The 19,922-nt window shown below is 65.6% G+C and carries 15 protein-coding genes; 6 read left to right on the top strand and 9 right to left on the bottom strand.

Annotated elements, in window-relative coordinates; all coding sequences use genetic code 11:
• Window positions 1-41: 41 nt before the first annotated feature.
• Window positions 42-3,920 (bottom strand): DUF7929 domain-containing protein, encoded by a 3,879-nt coding sequence (locus FFS37_RS12625; protein WP_137931289.1) that lies wholly within the window; start codon window positions 3,918-3,920, stop codon window positions 42-44.
• A 10-nt stretch (window positions 3,921-3,930) separates the two neighbouring features.
• Entirely contained in the window at window positions 3,931-5,898 is a 1,968-nt protein-coding gene (locus tag FFS37_RS12620; RefSeq protein ID WP_137931288.1) for an NHL repeat-containing protein, read from the bottom strand.
• A 487-nt stretch (window positions 5,899-6,385) separates the two neighbouring features.
• Here FFS37_RS12620 and dnaK point away from each other — a divergent pair, with 487 nt between their 5' ends.
• The 6 genes from dnaK to FFS37_RS12590 all read left to right on the top strand — a co-directional run bounded on the left by dnaK (window position 6,386) and on the right by FFS37_RS12590 (window position 12,288).
• Window positions 6,386-8,302: a molecular chaperone DnaK gene (gene dnaK, locus FFS37_RS12615; RefSeq protein WP_137931287.1), complete on the top strand. Its 1,917-nt coding sequence runs from the start codon at window positions 6,386-6,388 to the stop codon at window positions 8,300-8,302.
• Window positions 8,303-8,504: 202 nt separating this feature from the next.
• Window positions 8,505-9,635 (top strand): molecular chaperone DnaJ, encoded by a 1,131-nt coding sequence (gene dnaJ / locus FFS37_RS12610; RefSeq protein ID WP_137931286.1) that lies wholly within the window; start codon window positions 8,505-8,507, stop codon window positions 9,633-9,635.
• Window positions 9,636-9,771: 136 nt separating this feature from the next.
• Window positions 9,772-10,377: a phospholipid N-methyltransferase PmtA gene (gene pmtA / locus FFS37_RS12605; RefSeq protein ID WP_137931285.1), complete on the top strand. Its 606-nt coding sequence runs from the start codon at window positions 9,772-9,774 to the stop codon at window positions 10,375-10,377.
• 293 nt (window positions 10,378-10,670) lie between these two features.
• Window positions 10,671-11,267, top strand: a complete 597-nt coding sequence (locus tag FFS37_RS12600) for an NADPH-dependent FMN reductase (RefSeq protein WP_137931284.1) — start codon at window positions 10,671-10,673, stop codon at window positions 11,265-11,267.
• On the top strand, window positions 11,264-11,971 hold the full coding sequence (gene pyrF, locus FFS37_RS12595) for an orotidine-5'-phosphate decarboxylase (protein ID WP_232375639.1): 708 nt from the start codon (window positions 11,264-11,266) through the stop codon (window positions 11,969-11,971). The genes FFS37_RS12600 and pyrF overlap by 4 nt, the downstream gene beginning before the upstream one ends.
• A gap of 29 nt (window positions 11,972-12,000) precedes the next feature.
• The gene (locus FFS37_RS12590) at window positions 12,001-12,288 is read left to right on the top strand and encodes a DUF1330 domain-containing protein (RefSeq protein WP_137931283.1); all 288 of its coding nucleotides are present in this window, start codon (window positions 12,001-12,003) and stop codon (window positions 12,286-12,288) included.
• Window positions 12,289-12,382: 94 nt separating this feature from the next.
• Here the strand turns inward: FFS37_RS12590 and FFS37_RS12585 are convergent, their stop codons facing one another.
• From FFS37_RS12585 to FFS37_RS12555, 7 genes are all read right to left on the bottom strand, one after another.
• Complete coding sequence (locus FFS37_RS12585) at window positions 12,383-13,645, bottom strand: low temperature requirement protein A (protein WP_210240453.1); 1,263 nt, start codon at window positions 13,643-13,645, stop codon at window positions 12,383-12,385.
• 150 nt (window positions 13,646-13,795) lie between these two features.
• A complete protein-coding gene (locus FFS37_RS12580; protein WP_137931282.1) occupies window positions 13,796-14,851 on the bottom strand; it encodes a D-alanine--D-alanine ligase family protein in 1,056 nt (351 codons plus the stop codon).
• A 131-nt stretch (window positions 14,852-14,982) separates the two neighbouring features.
• The gene (locus FFS37_RS12575; RefSeq protein ID WP_137931281.1) at window positions 14,983-15,864 is read right to left on the bottom strand and encodes an SMP-30/gluconolactonase/LRE family protein; all 882 of its coding nucleotides are present in this window, start codon (window positions 15,862-15,864) and stop codon (window positions 14,983-14,985) included.
• Window positions 15,861-16,502, bottom strand: coding sequence for a 2-dehydro-3-deoxy-6-phosphogalactonate aldolase (locus tag FFS37_RS12570; RefSeq protein WP_137931280.1), 642 nt, complete (start codon window positions 16,500-16,502; stop codon window positions 15,861-15,863). The genes FFS37_RS12575 and FFS37_RS12570 overlap by 4 nt, the downstream gene beginning before the upstream one ends.
• Window positions 16,499-17,458, bottom strand: a complete 960-nt coding sequence (locus FFS37_RS12565; protein ID WP_137931279.1) for a 2-dehydro-3-deoxygalactonokinase — start codon at window positions 17,456-17,458, stop codon at window positions 16,499-16,501. The genes FFS37_RS12570 and FFS37_RS12565 overlap by 4 nt, the downstream gene beginning before the upstream one ends.
• The gene (locus tag FFS37_RS12560; RefSeq protein WP_137931278.1) at window positions 17,455-18,222 is read right to left on the bottom strand and encodes an SDR family NAD(P)-dependent oxidoreductase; all 768 of its coding nucleotides are present in this window, start codon (window positions 18,220-18,222) and stop codon (window positions 17,455-17,457) included. The genes FFS37_RS12565 and FFS37_RS12560 overlap by 4 nt, the downstream gene beginning before the upstream one ends.
• 158 nt (window positions 18,223-18,380) lie before the next feature.
• Entirely contained in the window at window positions 18,381-19,730 is a 1,350-nt protein-coding gene (locus tag FFS37_RS12555; protein WP_137931277.1) for a putative bifunctional diguanylate cyclase/phosphodiesterase, read from the bottom strand.
• Window positions 19,731-19,922: the final 192 nt, after the last annotated feature.

Genomic DNA, 19,922 nt, shown 5'->3' with positions numbered 1-19,922 from the left:
GATCGCTCCGGCGGGTTCGTGGTCTGGTTTCCGGCAGCCGGCTATTGCTGCTGGAGCTTGAGGATCCTGTTTGGAGCAGGATCCTGCTGCTCTTCGACCTGCGGCCTGCGCCGTGGCAGCACCTGCTGCAGCAGCAGGCCCGGGTTGACCTCCAACGACGGCTGTCCGCGCATCGGCCGGCAGTTCGGATACCGCCCGACCGTGCCTTCCGGACAGCGCCGCCTGAGGATCGGCTGGCACTGGCCATTGATCATCTGCGAGCCCGGTGCGCATTCGCTCTGCTGCCTGGACCGGCGGCAGGCACCGTCGATCACCTCGGTCCCGCGCGGACAGACACAGTCGCCGCGCTTGTTGTGGATCTGGCCGCGTATGTCGCACTGCTGGACCACCGGGCCAGGCCGACGGCAGGCATTGCCCTGCACCTCGGTACCCCTTGGGCAGACGCAATTGCCGTTGGCGTCGTGGACCTGGCCGCGGATGGTGCACTGCTCGGGCTTCGGCCGGACCGGACGACAGGCTCCGTTGCGCACCTCCGTGCCTTGCGGGCAGACGCAATCGCCATCGGCATTGCGGATCTGGCCGGGGATGCGGCACTGCTGAGGCTTCGGCCCCACCTGGCGGCAGGCGCCGCCGCGCACCTCGGTGCCCTGCGGACAGACACAATCGCCATCGGCGTCATGGATCTGGCCGCGTATGGTGCACTGCTGCGGCCTCTGCCGGTCAGGAACACAGGCATTGGCCTTCCTGTCGAGATGCGTGCCATCCGGGCAATAGCAGCCATTGCCGTCCGATGTCGGCACCGAACCGGGTATGGTGCAGCCGGGCCGGTCCGTCTTGACGCAGACGCCATTCTCCAGATCCGTGCCGCGCGGGCAGACGCAGCGTCCGTCCTCGGTGCGGATCTGGCCTTCGAGCAGCACGCAGCGCGGCGGCGGCGGCACGGGAAGCGGCAGAAGGTGGGTACCGCCGCCATCGGACGTGCATTGGCCATTGCGGAAGGTGGTGCCTTCGGGGCAGACGCATCTGCCGGCCGAATTCATCACCAGCCCATTCGAGCACTGGTTCTTCACCTCATGCGTGATGGTGAAGGGGTGGCACGCATAGGCCTTGCCGCGATCGCCCTGCACGTTGGTCTGGTCGCCGGCGAGCACGTCGCCGCCGCCCTGCACCCGCGTGTCGGGAGACAGGACGCCGACGCAGTTCTGGCCGTTGACATTGCCCTGCAGGTTGCCCAGGCGGCCATCGTCGGGGATGACGACCGTGACATGGTGCGACTGGCTTTCGCCGGCGCCGAGCGTCAGGTTGGCGATGCAGGACGCCGGCAAGGTCGCCGGTTCGGGCGAGCAGCCGAAGGGTGGGTCGATCGAGGTGATCGCAACCCCGTCCAGCCGGCCGAGACCTTCCACGCCGATCGCATCGCCGATGCGGACCGGGCCTGAGAAGGGGCTCGTCCCGTCATTCGATATGGTGATGTCGAACGAGCAGGGCTGGCCGAGCCTGCATTCGCGGTCGCCGGTCTTCTCGACGCGGATGGTCGAGGAGCCGCCGCCCTTGGCGCAGGCCTGGCCGATCGGATGGACGACATCGTCACCCTGCGCCGGACCATAGGAGCCGCGCGCGCAGTTCTCGAACTCGCCATTGGCCGAGACCGTGACGTCGAAGTGCCTGGAGGTTCCGGGCGCCATGGCGGAACCCGGGATCTGGCACGACAACGTGTTGGCCGGGACCGGACCGCAAGCCCATTCTGCGCCGTCGGGGGTGACGGTCTGGATCTGGACGGGCGCTCCTCCCGAGACCAGCGTGGCGGCGTCGTCCACGCGCACCGGGCCGGTCGGGGCGGCCGTGCCGGCATTGCTGACGGTGATGCGGCAGGAGACGGCCGCAGCACCGGCCAGCGAGCCGCTGCACACCTTGGTGATGCGCAGGCCTGGCTGGCCGCCATTGGGATGGCGGACGCGTTCGGTGGCGCAGGCCTTGTTGTTGGTGAGGTCGGTCTCACCGGGGATCGGCTTCACCTCGGCGCAGTTCTGAACCGTGTCCGAGCGATAGCTGGCCGGCACCACCGCCTTGACGAAGATCGGCGTCGAGCCGCCCGGAGGCAGCGAGATGCCGGCATTGTCGCAGCGGAACTGGCCGGGGCCGTTCGGGCCGCAAGTCCAGGGCGGGCTCGGGCCGAAGGTCGAGGAGGTGGGCGCGCCGCGGGGGTAGTTGTCGATCACCGTCAACGGCCCGTTATAGGTCACGGTGCTGTTGTTGATGATATCGATCACGAAGGTGCAGACGCCGTCGGCGGTGCAGACTTCGGTGCGCGCGCGCTTCTTCAGGATCAGGTCGACCTTTTTCTCGACCGGCGGCTGGCAGTCGCGGTCACGATCGCCACGGCGGCAGATCGGGATCGAGGCGCAGCCGCGGTCGTTGGCCTGGCTGCCGAACAGCGGCTTGCCGCTGGCGGCGTAGTTGTAGGCGGCGCAGTTGCGCAGCACGCTGCCTTGCCAGCCGGCCGCCGGCTTGAAGCCGAGCTTGAGGTCGACGAAGGCGCCCGGATTGAGCGTGGTCACCGGATAGGTGCACGTCATCGGGGTGGCGCCGGGCACGCAGACCCAGGGCGGATTGGGCCCCGAGCTCAGCGTCGAACCGGCTGGCAGCGTCACCTCGTCGAGCACGATCTTGCCGTTATAGGGCGCGTCGCCGACATTGGTGACCCGGATGGTGAAGTCGCAACCGCCGGCCATGGTGCAGCGCGGCACGTCGGCATGCTTCTCGACCTTGAGATCCGGCTCCTTGTCCCTGGGCGGGCACTTCTGGTCACGCGGAATGACGATGTCGATCGTCTGCGTGCAGCACAGGCCCCAGCCTTCCTTCGGGCCGGCATAGGTGTTGATGCCGGTGACGATGATGTGGATGGTCTCGCCGGGCGTCGCGCCGATGATCTTCCAGTTGAGCACGCCGCCGCCCGCCGGCACCTGCTGGGTGTCGGGGATGATGGTGATGCCGGGGGTCGTGGTCGAAAGCTGCACCCACTTGCCGCCCATCTCCGGGCCGACAGGCATGTGGTAGATGAAGGCACCGCCGCCGGGCACGCAGTCGACCGTGCCGCGCTCCACCTTGAAGCATTCATGATCGGTTGGAGGCGGCGGTGGCGGTTCGCACTTGGTGACGTCGATCCGGATCGACGTCTTTTCGCCGGTCAGGACGTTGCCGTCGTCCGGCTTGGCCGGATCCTGCGACGGGATGATGGTGCCCGTGCCGGCGCCGATGGTGACCTTGATGAGGCCCTGATTGTCGACCGTGGCCGGCGCGGGAAACGCAGCATGGTCGATCCTGGCCGTGATCTGGAAGGTGATGACGCGTTCGTTCGGTGCGCCCGAGCCGTCGAGATCGGAAGCGGAGATCCGGAAGTCGGACACCGTGGCCGTATCGTCGGGACCCGCCGAACTGCTGATGACGGCGGACGGCAGCGGGCCGCCGCCGGCATCGGTGCCGTCACCGGCGACCTGCACGCTGACGATCGAGAGACCATGCGGCAGCTGGTCCTTGAAGTCGAGCCTGGCTGCCTTCAACGCCGCCGCCAGGCTCGGATTGGCAAAGACCTGCGGATCGCCGCGCAGGCCGAAGCTCAGGAAGTACTCGACATAATCGCAGCTGCGCTGGCCGCCCTTCTTGGTGAAGAAGGGCACGGCGCGTCCCGGCTCGGGATTGACGATACGCTGATTGTCGAACTGCAGGGGTTGTACATCCGGGCTGGCGGCCTGGATGTTCTGGGTGGCGGCCGCCGGCAGAGCGGGCGCGAGGGCGACCGCGATACCGGCCGCCATCAGCCAGCGCGCAGCGCGCCTGGCGTATGACAGGGGTTTCATGATCGTCTCCATGACGGTTCTTTGAGTGTTCGTCGCGAGTGAGGACTGGGCAAGAATGGTCATCTTTGCCTCCTCAACGTTCGCAGCTGACGGCTGGGGTACGGAGCGGCAAGGTCATCTTGCAGCAAGGGTAGTAACCACCCTTGTCCTTGTCGGACTTCCTGTAGAAGCAGAGCCCGACATCAACCCTGTCGCCCGGATAGTGGCCGGTGATGTTGATCGTGTAAGGCGCGCCGGGCGCATGCGTCATGGGTGTCGTCACCCCGACGCCTGGCGTCCTCGACTGAGCCTTGATCGAATCGCCGCCGAAGCCTGAATGGTCATGGAGATAGAGATCGGCCTCGAGCCCGCGCGGCGTGCAGAAATACTGCACGTCCTGGACATCGAGACAGGGAGGCAGATTGCCGGGGGGCGGGAAATCAGGCGGATAGAAGGGAGGCAGGTAGCCGCCCGGGATTTCCTCGTAGTAGCCGGCGCGGCCCTCGCAGGGATGCCAGACCCTGACATCGCCGACATGACCTTCCACTTCCGGATCCTCGAAGTACCCGTCGAAATCGACGAACCAGGAGCCGAAAGGCGGGACGTTGGCCGGCTTGACCAGGTCCTTGGGCGTGATCTGAACGCCATGCACGGCGAGCGGGCCGCCAGCCGCAAGCTTGTCGGCGAGTTCAGGATTGTCGCGCAGTTTGTCGCCGGTGTTGACCACTGTCTGGGTGCAGACGGAGGTGTCGAGATTGCCGTCGGCGTCATAGCCATATTGCAGGTCGACGCCGCCGGCCGACTGCCGGTTGCCTTGCGGGAAGCCGACCGCATATTCCTGCGGCACCTGCACCCAGGCCGATTCCGTCGCCGGATCGTCGGGATTCTCGTGCCAGTAGCGGATCAGCTCGCCTTTGCCGGAATCGGCGAAACGGCTGTAATCATAGCGGTTTTCGAGCGGGCCGCGCTGGGCGAGATACATGAAGCCGCTGTTGTCGAAGGCGATGTCGGTGACAGCGTAGTCCTTGTCGGCCTTGACCGTCAGCTCCCAGCGCGGATCGCCGGCGAAGCTGCCGTCGCGGGCAATGCCTACCGACCAGATCTCGGCCTTTTCGCCGACCGAATAATAGAGCCGGCCGCCATGGTAGGAGACGGCCCAGACGCGGCGCTCGTCCTGGGTGTAACCCCAGGTCTCGGGGTCTTCGGTGTCGAAGGCGGCGCCTTTGATGTCCATGACGGCGCCGTCGTCGGCGACGGGAGCGAGCCCATGCGCCGGGCGCCCGGCAACGCCATGATCGAACGTGTCGATCAGCTTGCCGCCGGCGTCGATGCGATGGACCAGCCCGGTGTCGAGATCGGAGGCGAAGAACTGGCGGTGGACGGGATCGAAGGTGATGTTGCCGATGCCGGGACCGCTGTTGGTGTCGATGTCGGCGAATTTGGAAACGGCGCCGGTGATGCCGTCGATCTTCCAGATGGTGCCCGGGCCGCCGCCGTTCTCAGTGCCGAACTGGCCTTCCATGAACGTCGCGTTGGCCGCGCCGCGGCGCAGCCGTTCCGGCCTGCCGTCATTGTCATTGTCGGGTGCGACGATCTCGACGCCGTGCAGCGAGGTCGCCGCGGCATAGAGATTGGGAACGCCCGACGCGACACCGTCGCGCACGCCATCGTCATAGGTGAGGCCGAAGACCTCGCCGATCTGGCCTGCCGTCACCTCGAAAGGAGGCGGCGTGAAGACGAGCTGGCCGGACGCCGGGCCGCCCAGGTTGGAAACGTCGAAGACGCGCAGGCTGGCGCGCGAGGTGTCGATGAAGGTCTCGTCGACCGGATCGACGCCGGGCGGCAAGCCCTGATCGAAATTGGGGATGACGGTGCCGGGAAAGCCGGTGACCGCCATCGAACCGGGATAGATGATCTGGGTCTGGCTGTCCTGCGCATTGGCAGCGCCGCCAAGCCACAGGCCGGCGGTGAGCGCCAGCGCCAGCAATCCGCCTCCGGCGGACGCCGCATGCCGGATGCCGCCGCTGAAAGAAGATACGACAGTGCCGCGGACGCGAGACATGAAGCCACCCCCGTTAGCCACGGGAGGACCGGCCGGCGTCGCCGCGCAAATCAGGGCAAGGCGCGGTGTTCCGGCACGTTCTTCCCTGATCGAATTGTCTGCTTTCCTCACTTTCACGATACGCCTGCTCTTGTGCAGGGTCAACGGAATCAACGGGAAGCCCAGCGCATCGACACCGTCCCGAAGGCGATGGCCGCGCCGAACTCCCGTCATTCCCGGAGACCTGAGCGTCTCTGGGTTCCTGGTCATGGGGCTTCCTTTCCGGCCCGCACCATGCGGCGCCTGGACCTCAGTCGCCGACAGCGGTGGAAAGGTTCACGGAAGCCTTGCGCAGAATGCTTGCGCCCGATGCCGCCTGTTCTTATATACGCGCCAAGCCGTGCGGCGCCGGAACCCCGGTCGCCGTACGGGATTTCTTGTGAACAGGGGCTTTCGACGGAACGCCTTCACGGGTCCTGAAAGCCTGCTTAGCGGAGAGACTAGAACAATGGCAAAAGTAATCGGTATCGACCTCGGCACCACAAATTCCTGCATCGCCATCATGGATGGCAAGGAACCCAAGGTGATCGAGAATGCGGAAGGCGCGCGCACGACGCCTTCCATCGTCGCCATTTCGGGCGACGGCGAACGTCTCGTCGGCCAGCCGGCCAAGCGCCAGGCTGTCACCAACCCTGAAAACACCATCTTCGCGGTCAAGCGCCTGATCGGCCGCCGCTATGACGATCCGGTGACGGAGAAGGACAAGAAGCTTGTCCCCTACAAGATCGTCAAGGGCGACAATGGCGATGCCTGGGTCGAGGCCGGCGGCAAGAAGCAGTCGCCCAGCCAGATCTCGGCCATGATCCTGCAGAAGATGAAGGAAACGGCTGAAGCCTATCTCGGCGAAAAGGTCGAGAAGGCCGTCATCACCGTTCCGGCCTATTTCAACGACGCCCAGCGCCAGGCCACCAAGGACGCCGGCAAGATCGCCGGCCTGGAAGTGCTGCGCATCATCAACGAGCCGACGGCCGCGGCACTCGCCTACGGCCTCGACAAGAAGGACGGCAAGACCATCGCCGTCTATGACCTTGGCGGCGGCACGTTCGACATTTCGGTGCTGGAAATCGGCGACGGCGTGTTCGAGGTGAAGTCGACCAACGGCGACACCTTCCTCGGCGGCGAGGATTTCGACATGCGCCTGGTCGAATACCTGGCGGCCGAGTTCAAGAAGGAACAGGGCATCGACCTGAAGAACGACAAGCTTGCCCTGCAGCGCCTCAAGGAAGCGGCTGAGAAGGCCAAGATCGAACTGTCGTCGACGACGCAGACCGAAATCAACCTGCCCTTCATCACCGCCGACGCGACCGGCCCGAAGCACCTGACGCTGAAGCTGACGCGCGCCAAGTTCGAAAGCCTGGTCGAGGATCTCGTCCAGCGCACCATCGAGCCCTGCAAGGCGGCGCTCAAGGATGCGGGCCTGAAGGCCGGCGAGATCGACGAGGTCGTCCTGGTCGGCGGCATGACCCGCATGCCCAAGATCCAGGAGATCGTGAAGCAGTTCTTCGGCAAGGAGCCGCACAAGGGCGTCAACCCGGATGAGGTCGTCGCGCTCGGCGCCGCCATCCAGGCCGGCGTGCTGCAGGGCGACGTCAAGGACGTGCTGCTGCTCGACGTGACGCCGCTGTCGCTCGGCATCGAGACGCTGGGCGGCGTGTTCACCCGGCTGATCGAACGCAACACGACGATCCCGACCAAGAAGAGCCAGGTGTTCTCGACCGCTGAAGACAGTCAGTCGGCCGTGACCATCCGCGTCTTCCAGGGCGAGCGCGAAATGGCCGCCGACAACAAGGCGCTCGGCCAGTTCGACCTGGTCGGCATCCCGCCGGCGCCGCGCGGCGTGCCGCAGATCGAGGTCACCTTCGACATCGACGCCAACGGCATCGTCAACGTTTCGGCCAAGGACAAGGGCACCGGCAAGGAGCACCAGATCCGCATCCAGGCTTCTGGCGGCCTTTCGGACGCCGACATCGAGAAGATGGTCAAGGACGCCGAGGCCAATGCCGAGACCGACAAGAAGCGGCGTGGCCTTGTCGAAGCCCGCAACCAGGCCGAGGCTCTGGTGCATTCTTCCGAGAAGTCGCTGAAGGAATATGGCGACAAGGTTTCGGAAGCCGACCGTAAGGCAATCGCCGACGCGATCGCGGCGCTGAAGACCGCTGCCGAAGGCGACGACGCGGCCGATATCGAAGCCAAGTCCCAGGCGCTCGCCGAAGCTTCGATGAAGCTCGGCCAGGCCATGTACGAGGCCTCGCAGAAAGAAGCGGCGGAAGCCGACGCCAAGGCCGATGCCGCCAAGGATTCCGACGTGGTCGACGCCGATTTCGAGGAAATCGACGAGGACGACGACAAGAAGAAGTCGGCCTGAGCCACTTGTTGGCAAGATAAAGCAAGAAGCCCGGCGCAAAGCCGGGCTTTTTTGCAACCCGGCCGAAAAAAATGACAGAAAAACCCGGACAGACGCACGCCAGCACTGGCATCCGGCCGGCACCGATCCTAAATCGAAACGACGTGCCGGCAAACGACGCGACAATGCACCAAGACGTTGAGCATCCGGACAGCGGGAAAAAATGAAAGCTGATTTCTACGAAACGCTGGGCGTCCAGAAGGGCGCCGACGACAAGGAGCTCAAGAGTGCTTTCCGCAAGCTCGCCATGCAGTTCCATCCCGACCGCAACCCCGGCGATCATTCCTGCGAGCACAAGTTCAAGGAAATCAACGAAGCCTACGAGACGCTGAAGGACCCGCAGAAGCGCGCGGCCTATGACCGTTTCGGCCACGCCGCCTTCGAGCAGGGCGGCATGAATGGCGGCGCGCAAGGCTTTGGCGCCGGCGGCTTCGCCGATATCTTCGAGGACATTTTCGGCGACATGATGGGCGGGCGGCAGCGCCGCTCCTCGGGTGGTCGCGAGCGTGGCGCCGACCTGCGCTACAACATGGAAATCTCGCTGGAAGAGGCCTTCGCGGGAAAGACCGCGCAAATCCGCGTGCCGGCATCGATCTCCTGCTCGGAATGCTCGGGGACCGGCGCCAAGCCAGGCACCCAGCCCGCCACCTGCTCGATGTGCAACGGCCACGGCAAGGTGCGCGCCACGCAGGGCTTCTTCTCGATCGAGCGAACCTGCCCGCAATGCCAGGGCCGCGGCCAGACCATCAAGGATCCGTGCCCGAAATGCGCCGGCCAGGGCCGCGTCACCGAGGAACGCTCGCTGTCGGTCAACATTCCGGCCGGCATTGAGGACGGCACCCGCATCCGGCTTGCCAATGAGGGCGAGGCCGGCTTGCGCGGCGGGCCATCGGGCGACCTCTATATCTTCCTGGCGGTGAAGCCGCATGAATTCTTCCAGCGCGATGGCGCCGATCTCTACTGCAAGGTGCCGATCTCGATGACGACGGCGGCCCTTGGCGGCTCGTTCGAAGTGACGACGCTCGACGGCACCCAGACCAAGGTGAAAGTGACCGAGGGCACGCAGAACGGCCGCCAGTTCCGCCTCAAGGGCAAGGGCATGCCGGTGCTGCGCCAGCCCAATGTCGGCGATCTCTACATCCAGACCGCGGTCGAAACGCCGCAGAATCTGTCGCGCCGCCAGCGCGAACTGCTGGAGGAGTTCGAACAGCTCTCCTCGCAGGACAATTCGCCCCAATCGAGCGGGTTCTTCGCGCGCATGAAGGACTTCTTCGAATCCTTCGGCGAGCGCTGACCCATCGCTTCGGTCTTGGAGCAACGCTTTTTAGGCGCGACGAAATCTGTCTTATCCACGACATCGGCAGGGCCGCTCCTTGCCTTGCGTCAAGCAGGTGTTAAGTAGTTTGCGGGGAGCGTTGAGGAGAGCTTGCATGACACGTGGTCACGGACTGCGGAAGACGCTCGCCGAGAGATTCGACGACGAACTCAAATTCTTCCGGGGCTGGATCGACAAGCCCAAGACCGTCGGTTCGATCGTTCCGACCAGTTCGGTCACCGCCCGCAAGATGGCCTCGATCGTCAATCCGAAGTCCGGCCTGCCCGTGCTCGAGGTCGGCCCCGGCACCGGCGTCATCACCCGCGCCATCCTGGCCCAGGGCGTGCGGCCCGAGAACCTCTACGCGGTCGAATATTCCACGGATTTCGTGCGCCATCTGCGCCGCCTCTATCCAGGCGTCAATGTCATCGAGGGTGACGCCTTCAACCTCAATGCCACGCTCGGCGAGCGGCGCGGGATGGTGTTCGATTCCGTCGTTTCGGGCGTTCCGCTGCTCAATTTCCCGGTCGCCCAGCGCATCGCCTATATCGAGAGCCTGCTCGACCGCATTCCGGCCGGGCGCCCGATCGTGCAGCTCACCTACGGCCCGATGTCGCCAATCCCGCCCGGGCGCGGCGACTACACGGTCGAGCATTTCGACTTCATCATCCGCAACATCCCGCCGACCCGGCTTTGGATCTACCGGCGCGGAGCGCATTAGTTTCTCGCGCGGCGCCGTTCGCCCACCATTTCGTCATCCACGGGCGGAGCGAGGAGCGAAGCGACGCGGCGCAGACCCCTGGAGCTGCTCTGCAGCCCAAGGGATCCATGCGGGGACCTCTGGGCCGCCACTGCGGTGCAGAATTCTGCCCCACGGCACCCCACCGCCAAGGTCACGGAATGGATCCCAGGGTCTCCGCGACGGAGCTTCGCTCCTGCTTCGCCCAGGGATGACGAAGTTGGCGTTGATTTGAGCCGCCCTTGGCTGTACCTGTCCGGGAACAAGGTTGGCCAATGGCAGTGATCCCGAGAATCCTCGTCTTTGCCGGATCGATCCGGGCCGGCGCCTATAGCGGCAGGACCGCCGACGCCGCGCTTAAGGAACTGGCGCTGCAAGGCGCCGAGGCGACCCGCATTTCGCTCGCCGACTATCCCTTGCCGATCCTGGACGAGGACCTCGAACGGGAAAAGGGTGTTCCCGAAAACGCGGTGAAGCTCGGCCGCCTGATTTCAGCCTATGACGGGGTGCTGATCGCCACGCCGGAATATAACGGCTCGATCCCACCGCTGCTCAAGAACACGATCGACTGGGTGAGCCGCGTGCGCCGGGATGGCGGCAGGCCGGTCCGGCCGCTGGCCGGCAAGGTCGCCGGGCTCTGCTCGTCCTCCAACGGCCATTTCGCCGGCATACGTTGCATCAACCATCTGCGCGCCGTGCTGGTGCGTTGCCAGATGGAGGTGGTGACGGCGGAGTGCTCGGTGCCGGACGGCGGCGACGCCTTCGACGGCGATGGCAATTTCCGTGACGAAAGACTGCACACATCGATGGAGCACCTATGCCGCACGCTGATCGAAACCTCGCGCATGCTGTCGACCCGGATCGAAGCGTGATCGGCATCCAGGCCCAGTCCATCCAGGAAAGGCTGATCGTGGGTCTCGACGTGCCCACGGTGAAGGAGGCCGAGCAAGCGGTGCGCCAGCTCGATGGCCTCGTCTCCTTCTACAAGATCGGCTATCAGCTGGCCTTCGCCGGCGGGCTCGACTTCGCCAGGGAACTGGCCAGCGGCGGCACGAAGATCTTCCTCGACATGAAGCTGCTCGACATCGACCACACGGTGGCCAAGGGCGTCGAGAACATCGTCAGGATGGGCATGACCATGCTCACCGTCCATGCCTATCCCAAGGCGATGCGCGCGGCGGTGGAAGCGGCCCGGGGCAGCGACCTTTGCCTGCTCGCCGTCAGCGTGCTGACCTCGATGGACGAGCAGGACATGATCGATGTCGGCTATGAATACGACCCGCACACGCTGGTGCTCAGGCGCTCCGAACAGGCGCTGCATGCCGGCATGGGCGGCATTGTCTGCTCTGCGGCGGAAGCCGAGGCGGTGCGCCGCATCGTCGGGCCCGACATGGCGGTGGTGACGCCGGGCATCCGGCCGGCGGGCAGCGACCATGGCGACCAGAAGCGCGTGGTGGCGCCGGCGCAGGCGATCCGCAACGGTTCCAGCCATCTCGTCGTCGGCCGTCCGATCGTGGCCGCCGCGAACAGGCGGGCAGCGGCTGAAGCCATCCTCGATGAGATGCGTTCGGCATAATTTCCAGACAACGATTTCGGAGACAGAAAATGCCCAAGGGATACTGGATCGCCCGCGTCGATGTACGCGACGCCGAAGGCTACAAGGATTATGTTGCTGCCGCCAAACCCGCCTTCGAACGCTTCGGCGCCAAGTTCCTGGCGCGCGGCGGCGAGCATGAGAAGGCCGAAGGGCCCGGTCGCGCCCGCAACGTCGTCATCGAGTTTCCGTCGCTGGCCGCGGCGCATGACTGCTACCACTCGCCGGAATATCAGCACGCGGTGACGATTCGCCAGAAGGTCGCCGACGGCGAGATCGTGCTGGTGGAAGGCATTTAGATCCGTTCAACGCTTCACGGAATCGGCGAACGGCTCCATCCCTCTGTTTTGGCGCATTTCCCGGGGAAAGCGCCGCGCGCTTTCCCCGATGAAATCATGCCGGACGCTCGTCAGTCGCCAGCGCTTGCGCCTGGTGGCGGTGCCCGAGCGCTTCATAGCCGACCACGGTGACGGCCGGCGCCAGCATCAGGATGACCAGGCAGATGGCCATGTCGACACCGGCGACCGCGGCGAAAATGGCAAGGACGACCACCGCCGCCGTCGCCAGCAGCAGCCAGATGTGGAACGGGTCGAAGCGCCGGACCAGGTAGGTATAGAGCGCATAGACCGCCGCCAGGAAAACGGCGACGGGAATTGCGGTGGCAAGCAGCGTCGCCAGCGGGCCGATATGGGCCTTGTGCTCGATGAAATAGGCCGCGACATGCAGGCCCGCGCCGGTCGCCACGATGGCAGCGACGATCAGCATCTGGCCATAGCCCCAGACGAAGGCCCGGTTGCGGTGGGCATGAAGCACCGGCGCCGAGGGCAGCATGTAGTACACCCACCACATGCCGAAGGTGAGCCCGGTGCCGGCAATGCAGACCAGGGCGGCGTCGAGCGACCAGCCTTGCTCCTCGACCACGGCCGACAGGCTCGCCAGCGTGCCGACGACGCCTTCGCCGAGCGCGATGATGGCAAACAGGCTGTAGCGCTCGGCCATGTGGTGGGCATGCCATGGCGTGCCGCCATGCCTGCGTTCGGCGATCACCGGTCCGGCCAGCTCGATCAGAAGCAGGATGATGGCCAGAACGATGCTGGTCCCCACCGGGAAGTCGAAAAGGATCTGCACCACCCAGCCGATCTGGGCGATGGCAATGGCCACGACATAGGTCAGGCAAATGCCGCGCCGGGAAGGATCCTGCCGTGCCGCGCGCAGCCATTGGACGATCATGGCGACGCGCATGATGACGTAGCCGAACACCATCACCGAATTGTCGAGGTGTTCGCCATGCTCGATGGAGGCGAACATGCGCGGCAGGCCGACAGCCAGCACCAGCACGCCGATCATCTGCACCATGGTGATGAGCCGGAAGACCCAGTCGTCGGTGTCGTAGGCGGAAGAGAACCAGGAAAAGTTGATCCAGGCCCAGCAGATGGCGAAGCTGGCGAAGGCAAAGCCGAGCAGCGCTGCCGTGTAATGCCCCTCGGCCAGCGCATGGGCAAGTTGCGAGGAGGCGAAGCTGAAGGCGGTGACGAAGGTCAGGTCAAACAGGAGTTCGAGCGGCGTTGCGACGCGATGCGCTTCATGCGGATCGCGCCCGGCCATGCGCCTGATGTGGTGGTGGAGGGTTTCAGGATTGACTAGCGTCGTGTTCATCGCGCGGCCTTCGCTGGGGTCGATGGCCGATACTAAAGCAGTTCCAGGGGAAGTGTGAACCGGTTTTCCCTCCGGGAACCGCGTCAAAACAAGGGGTTAGGCCAACCGCCGGCGGGGCCGGCAATGGCGCGGAGCCTGGCAGCGATGGTGTCAGCCGGCAAGGCGGCTGGCTGCGGTTTCGGCCATTGCCTCGGCAAGGGTCAGGTCCCATTGCTGCCGGCAATAGGCACGGAAATCGAAGCACGGCAGGCCGGGGCAGACCTCGAATTCGATGAGATGGACCGTGTCGTCGGGCTCGACACGCAGGTCGATCGAAAACACGTCGCGCAAGCCGAGCCCGCTCATCAGCCGCGATGCGATCTCCCTGATCCTTGCATCGGCGGCCGGCTGGCTGTCCGCCACCGGCACAAGGTCCGGCTCGGCATACTGTCCCGTGGCTTTGGCTGCCTCGCCGGTTTCACCGTAGAGCGCCAGGCTGTCGGCCATGGTCTGGAAATCGCCGCCGGAATCAACGAAGGCGACGCCGAGTGCCTCGACGCCGGTCCTCGGTGTCAGTCCCAGGAAACTGGCGCGCACATTGCGGCCGGCGACATAGGGCTGGACGACGACATCGTCGCGATAGGCGGCAAAGACCCGCCGGCTGAGTTCGAGCGCGTGGTCGAGATCCGCGACGCGCGAATCCGGCCAGATGCCGATCTTGGCGCCGAGCCGGTTCGGCTTGACGAACCAGCCCTTGGCCGAGGCCGGCGGCTCGACCAGCCATTTTCCGTCGCGGGCAAGGCCGGCCTGCGGCACCGGCAGGCCGAGCGCGCCGAGCACGGCGCCGGAGCGGAACTTGTCCTGGCACAGCGCGAACAGGGAATCGTCGGCGCCAACCGTGTCGAATCCGCCAAGTCTCGCCAAGGCCGGTGCCGCGCCGCCGCGGAAATAGGCGATGCCGTCGGTCAGCGTCCAGACCAGGACCGCTTCGGGATCCTCGCCGGCAAGGACGCCGGCGGCATCGTCGAGCATCACCGGCGCGAAGGACAGGCCGCGCGCCCGGCAAGCCTCGGCGATCGCATCGAATTCAGGAGCGAGATCGGTCGACTGCGCCAGGTATGACGAGATTTCGAGCGCGCGTGCGCTTGGATAACCCGCAGCGATCAGCCGCTCGAGGCAGGCTTTCTCCGGTTCGTGGACGAGGATGAGCTTTCTGGGGCTGGGCATGAGACGACCGGTTTCCGAACTTTGCGAGGCGCCCACCATCGCATGGCTCAGGGCTCAGGCTTTCGGGAAACCGACTTGCGCCGGACGCCTGCGCGACAGCGCGGCATGCGGGCCGAAATGACGCTCCCAATTCAGGCGATCAGCACGCGCGGCTCGAGGCGGCCGTTGACGGGAATGTCGAGCAGGAAGGTCATGCCGCCCTGCAGGTCGAGCAGGCGCTGCTTCTCGTTCTTGCCCGACCAGGCCGAGGTGACCGCCAGCCGGTCGGCCTTGGCGCCGACGAAGGCCGGACAGGAGGGCTGCGTCACCGGCATGGCGACGGTGCGCACGAGCTTGCCGTCAGGGCCATAGGCCTCGATGACGCTGCCGCCCCAGACGGCATTCCACAAAATGCCGTCGCGGTCGAGCACCGAGCCGTCGACATAGCCCTTGGCCGCGCGGTGATCGACGAAGACTTTCGGTTCGCCGGCGGGCAGGCCGGTGGCGGGGTCGCAGGCGACGCGCATCAGCAATCCGGTCGAAGTGTCGGTGTAGTAGGCGAGCGCGCCATCCTCGGAAAAACAGATGGAGTTGGTCACTGTGATGTCGGAAAACAGGCGACGCAGTTCGCCCTTGAAAAACCAGTAGATCGAGCCCGCGCCCTTTTCCTCGCCCTTGCCCATGGTGCCGACCCAGAAGGCACCGCAGGGATGAACACGGGCATCATTGGAGCGGGTGACCCGATTGTCGGCTTCGATCTGTGTGTGCAGCGTCATCTTGCCGGTCGCGACGTCGCGGACAAAAAGCCCGGTTTCGGTGGCGATCAGCTGGCGCTTGTCGTCGATGACGGCGATGGCGCTGGCCATCTGGCCGAGCTCATGGACCTTGGTGGCACCGCCCGACAGCTGCTTTTCCAGAAGCTGGCCGTTGACGATGTCGAACCAGAACAGCGCATCGGTGGCGGGATCGTAGCTCGGCCCCTCACCGAGCTGGCAGACATGATCGGAAAAAACCGAAACGAGCGCTTCATTCATCCTGCGTCTCCGAACACCGCATCCCAGGTAGCGACGGCCGCCTGCGCGCGCGCGGCCACGTCGTCGACGCTCATGCCCGGCTTGAACAGGCTGGAGCCAAGCCCGAAGACCGTGACGCCAACCGCCTTGTAGGCAGCGAAATCCTTTTCCGAAACGCCGCCGACGGCGCCAACCAGCGTCTGCGCCGGCAGCACCGCGCGGATGGCTGATATGCCTGATGCACCGAGCGCGCTCGCCGGAAAGAATTTCAGCGCCGAGGCGCCCAGCCGGATCGCCTGGAAGGCCTCGGTCGGGGTGAACACGCCGGGCATGGTCACCATGCCGTAATGCCTGGCGCGCGCCATCACTTCGGCATCGATGTTGGGGCTGACCAGGAGCCGCCCGCCGGCCTTGTGCAGGCCGTCGACATCGGCGGCCGTCAGCACCGTGCCGGCGCCGACCAAGGCCGTTTTCGGCAGCACTTCGACAATCCTGGCGATCGACGAGAAGGGTTGGGGCGAGTTGAGCGGCACTTCGATGGCCTCGATACCGGCATCGAACAACGCCTGCCCCATGGCGATCGCATCGGCGGCTTTCAGGCCGCGCAAGATGGCGACCAGCCCGCGCTTGAGCTTTGGAAAGGCTGCGGTCTCGGTCATGCCAAGGCTCCGGTTCTGGGGATCATGCCGTTCTCGCGCGCTGCCTCGATCAAGCCGGCGCGCACCGCTTCATCCGCGTCGACGGCGCGCAAGGCAAGCCCTGCAAGGTCGAGCGCGGCCGCATAGAGCGAGGCGAGAGCGCCCGAGGCGATCAGCACGACCGGAGCATCGCCGGCGCCATAACGGCGCTTGGCCGAAGCGATCTCGCCGCCGATAAGAAGCCCCGACAGGCAGGCCGCTGCGTCCTGCGCCTTCAGGTCCTGCAGGAGCCCGGCGGCGCGGATGGCAAACAGTTTCGAGGTGACGTCGCCGCCCTCGCCGAGCGCCCGCTCGCACCATTGCCGGAAGAATGGGCTATCCGCCGTCACCGGAGCAGGGTGCTCACCCAGCGAATGCTTGAGGATCGAATGCGAGGCGAGCACCGAGAACAGTTCGCCGGTCGGCCATGTGCCGAAGCCGGCGACAACGCCGTCCTCGACCACGACCCATTTCGAATGCGTGCCCGGCATACAGGCGAGATGCCGGCCCTTTGCCGGCAAACCGGCGCCGGCGAGCTGTGTTTCCTCGCCCCGCATCACGTCAGGCGCGTCGGCCAGGCGCTGGGCGAGGCCCGGCACGATGCGGATGTCGCGGCGCTCGCCCTCGATACGCGCCGCGCCGCGCAGGATGGCGCCGATCGGCGACGGCACGCCGACATAGGGCGCCTCGATCCAGCCCTGGCGCGAGCCGGCCATGCCGCAAATGATGACGGGCAGCGTCTCGGGCGCACCCATGGCCGCCAAATGGCCCTCCAGCACGGTCGAAAAGCCCTTTTCGCGCGCTGTGATCAGGCCGTCGTCGCCGCGACGCTCGGCCAGCACCTTGCCGCCGGCGTCGATCAGCCAGGCCCGGAGCCGGGTCGTGCCCCAGTCCAGCGCCGCGACGGCGGGAACGCTGCCGGCAAGTCCCGGGCTCACAGGAAGCCCCCATCGACGATCAGCATCTGCGCGGTCAGCATGCGCGAGGCGTCCGAGGCCAGGAACAGCACGGTGCCGACCATGTCGTCGGGCCGCATCACGTCCTTGATGCATTGCTTGGCGACATGCGCCTCAAGCGCGCCTTCGGTCACCCAGCGTTCCTGCTGCCGCTCGGTGATCACCCAGCCCGGCGCCACGGCGTTGACGCGGACGCGGTCCGGACCGAGCTTGCCGGCCAGACCCTTGGTGAGACCGAGGATGCCGGCCTTGGCGGCGGTATAGGCCGGCATGTCGGGGTGGTTGATCAGGTAGGAGGTCGAGGTGAAGTTGATGATCGAGCCACCTCCGGCCCGTTTCATGCCCGGCGCCACCGCCTGCGCGGTGAAGAAATGCGGCCGCAGGTTGATGGCGAGGTTGTTGTCCCAGAATTCTGCGGTGACGTCGGCCACCTCGTGGCGTTCGTCCCAGGCGGCGTTGTTGATCAGCACGGTGACGTCGCCATGCGCCTCGGCCGCCTTCGCCGCGGCCGCCCGCAGCGCCTCGATGTCACGCAAATCCGCCTTGAGGTAAAGTGGCCGGCGGCCGAGTTCCTTCTCGATGCGGTCGGCAAGTTCGGTGCTGGGTTTTTCAGCGATGTCGATGAAGGCGACCTTGGCGCCCTGGCGGACAAAACCCTCGGTCAGCGCCGCGCCGATGCCGGAGCCGCCGCCGGTGATCAGCACCGAGGCGCCTTCGAGGTCGGCAAAACGCGCCGATGGCATCATGATTTCCGTCTCCCGGATTGACCGGCGCGCATCCTAGCCAGACACGCCTCGCGGGCAAGGGCGAAAAGACGGATTTGTCGGCTTATGTCTGACAAAAAGTCGGGATCGCCGGCCAAAGGCGCGACCGGCAGCCCTGGTCCGGACCGTGAGGCCGCTTGTCAGATCGCCTTGGCGCGCAAGGCGCCGCGGAACGAATCGCGGAGATAGCCGAGCGTGGCGTCGGCATCGGCCGGCCTGCCGAACAGATAGCCCTGCCCGCCGGCACAGCCGAACTGAACCAGGCGGTCCGCCTGCGCTTCCTCCTCGATGCCTTCGGCGACCACATCCATGCCGAGCCCCTCGCACATTGCGAGAATGGCGCGGATGATGTGTTCGGAGGGCCGGTCGTCGAGAATGGAGGAGACGAAGGCGCGATCGATCTTGAGCTTGTCGAAATGGAATTCGCGCAGGCGGCCGAGCGAGGACTGGCCGGTGCCGAAATCGTCGAGCGAGACGCGGATGCCGACGCGGCGCAGGTCTTCGACGATCTGCGCGGCCGAAGCCGGATCGTTCATCAGGCCGGTCTCGGTGATCTCGATCTCCAGCCGGCGCGGATCGAAGCCGGTGCGGTCGAGGATCGCCAGTATATGCAGGCCGGTGTTCTGGTCGACGAGCTGCGAGGGCGACAGGTTGAAGGACAGAAACAGATCCGCCGGCCAACTCTTGGCGGCTTCCGTCGCCTTGCGCAGCACCAGCTGCGACAGTGGGCCGATGATGCCGCGCTCCTCGGCGATGGGGATGAAGACGGTCGGCGGCACCGCGCCGAGATCGCGGTCGGTCCAGCGCGCCAGCGTCTCGAAGCCGATGGTGCGGCGCGTGTTGAGGTCGACGATGGGCTGGAAATGCGGCTCGACCTCTCCGGCGGAGACGGCGCGGCGCAAGGCCTGCTCGATGCGGGTGACGCGCTTGGCCGCCTCCTCCATCTCCCTGGTATAGACGACGACCCGGCCACGGCCGGAGCGCTTGGCATGGTAAAGAGCGGTTTCGGCCTTGTTGATGAGGATCTCGGTGGTCTCGTCGCCGGAATAGAACAGCGAGCAGCCGACCGAGGCCGACAGCCTGGCGGTGCGTTCGCCGACATCATAGGGCGCCGACAGGATCTCGATCAGCATGCGGGATTTCTCCGCCGCGGCCTCTTCCGAGAACACCAGCGGATAGAGGAAGGCGAATTCGTCGGCACCGATGCGGCAGACGGTCGAATGTCCGTCCATCGAGGCGCGCAGCCGCATGGCGACCTGGATCAGGATGTCGTCGCCGGCCTTGTGGCCGAACAGGTCGTTGATCGGCTTGAAGCCGTCGAGATCGAGAATGCCGACGGTGAAGGGCGCGGGATCGTCGGCGCGGTCGCTGATCAGGCGATCCACCTTGTCGAAAAAGCGGCGATGGTTGCCAAGCCCGGTTAACGGATCGGTGAAGGCCAGATCCGTGCTTTCCCTGTTTGCCTGACCGGTGCCAAACGGAGTTTGCATCGGTGTCCCTGTTTCTTGACGTCGGAATTTATTTTCGAGACTGGCAGCAAACCCTTTAGGAAACGTATCTCGGAAATCGATTTTTCGAAGCCGGATACAATTGCGTCAGCGCAATCCTGTCCGGACCGCGAACAATGCTCCCGGAGAACGCAGAATACCTGCGGAAGGCCCGCGTAAACTGTATCAAACCTC

It is taken from the genome of Mesorhizobium comanense, from assembly GCF_005503535.1.
Classification (GTDB): Bacteria; Pseudomonadota; Alphaproteobacteria; order Rhizobiales; family Rhizobiaceae; genus Mesorhizobium; species Mesorhizobium comanense.
Note: the sequence above shows the minus strand (reverse complement) of the source record. Positions and strands in the feature narration are given on the sequence as shown.

Excerpts from the sequence above, each read along its gene's own strand:
- FFS37_RS12625 (WP_137931289.1), bottom strand. The coding sequence starts at position 3,920 with ATGACCATTCTTGCCCAGTCCTCACTCGCGACGAACACTCAAAGAACC.
- FFS37_RS12620 (WP_137931288.1), bottom strand. The coding sequence starts at position 5,898 with ATGTCTCGCGTCCGCGGCACTGTCGTATCTTCTTTCAGCGGCGGCATC.
- dnaK (WP_137931287.1), top strand. The coding sequence starts at position 6,386 with ATGGCAAAAGTAATCGGTATCGACCTCGGCACCACAAATTCCTGCATC.
- dnaJ (WP_137931286.1), top strand. The coding sequence starts at position 8,505 with ATGAAAGCTGATTTCTACGAAACGCTGGGCGTCCAGAAGGGCGCCGAC.
- pmtA (WP_137931285.1), top strand. The coding sequence starts at position 9,772 with ATGACACGTGGTCACGGACTGCGGAAGACGCTCGCCGAGAGATTCGAC.
- FFS37_RS12600 (WP_137931284.1), top strand. The coding sequence starts at position 10,671 with ATGGCAGTGATCCCGAGAATCCTCGTCTTTGCCGGATCGATCCGGGCC.
- FFS37_RS12590 (WP_137931283.1), top strand. The coding sequence starts at position 12,001 with ATGCCCAAGGGATACTGGATCGCCCGCGTCGATGTACGCGACGCCGAA.
- FFS37_RS12585 (WP_210240453.1), bottom strand. The coding sequence starts at position 13,645 with ATGAACACGACGCTAGTCAATCCTGAAACCCTCCACCACCACATCAGG.
- FFS37_RS12580 (WP_137931282.1), bottom strand. The coding sequence starts at position 14,851 with ATGCCCAGCCCCAGAAAGCTCATCCTCGTCCACGAACCGGAGAAAGCC.
- FFS37_RS12575 (WP_137931281.1), bottom strand. The coding sequence starts at position 15,864 with ATGAATGAAGCGCTCGTTTCGGTTTTTTCCGATCATGTCTGCCAGCTC.
- FFS37_RS12570 (WP_137931280.1), bottom strand. The coding sequence starts at position 16,502 with ATGACCGAGACCGCAGCCTTTCCAAAGCTCAAGCGCGGGCTGGTCGCC.
- FFS37_RS12560 (WP_137931278.1), bottom strand. The coding sequence starts at position 18,222 with ATGATGCCATCGGCGCGTTTTGCCGACCTCGAAGGCGCCTCGGTGCTG.
- FFS37_RS12555 (WP_137931277.1), bottom strand. The coding sequence starts at position 19,730 with ATGCAAACTCCGTTTGGCACCGGTCAGGCAAACAGGGAAAGCACGGAT.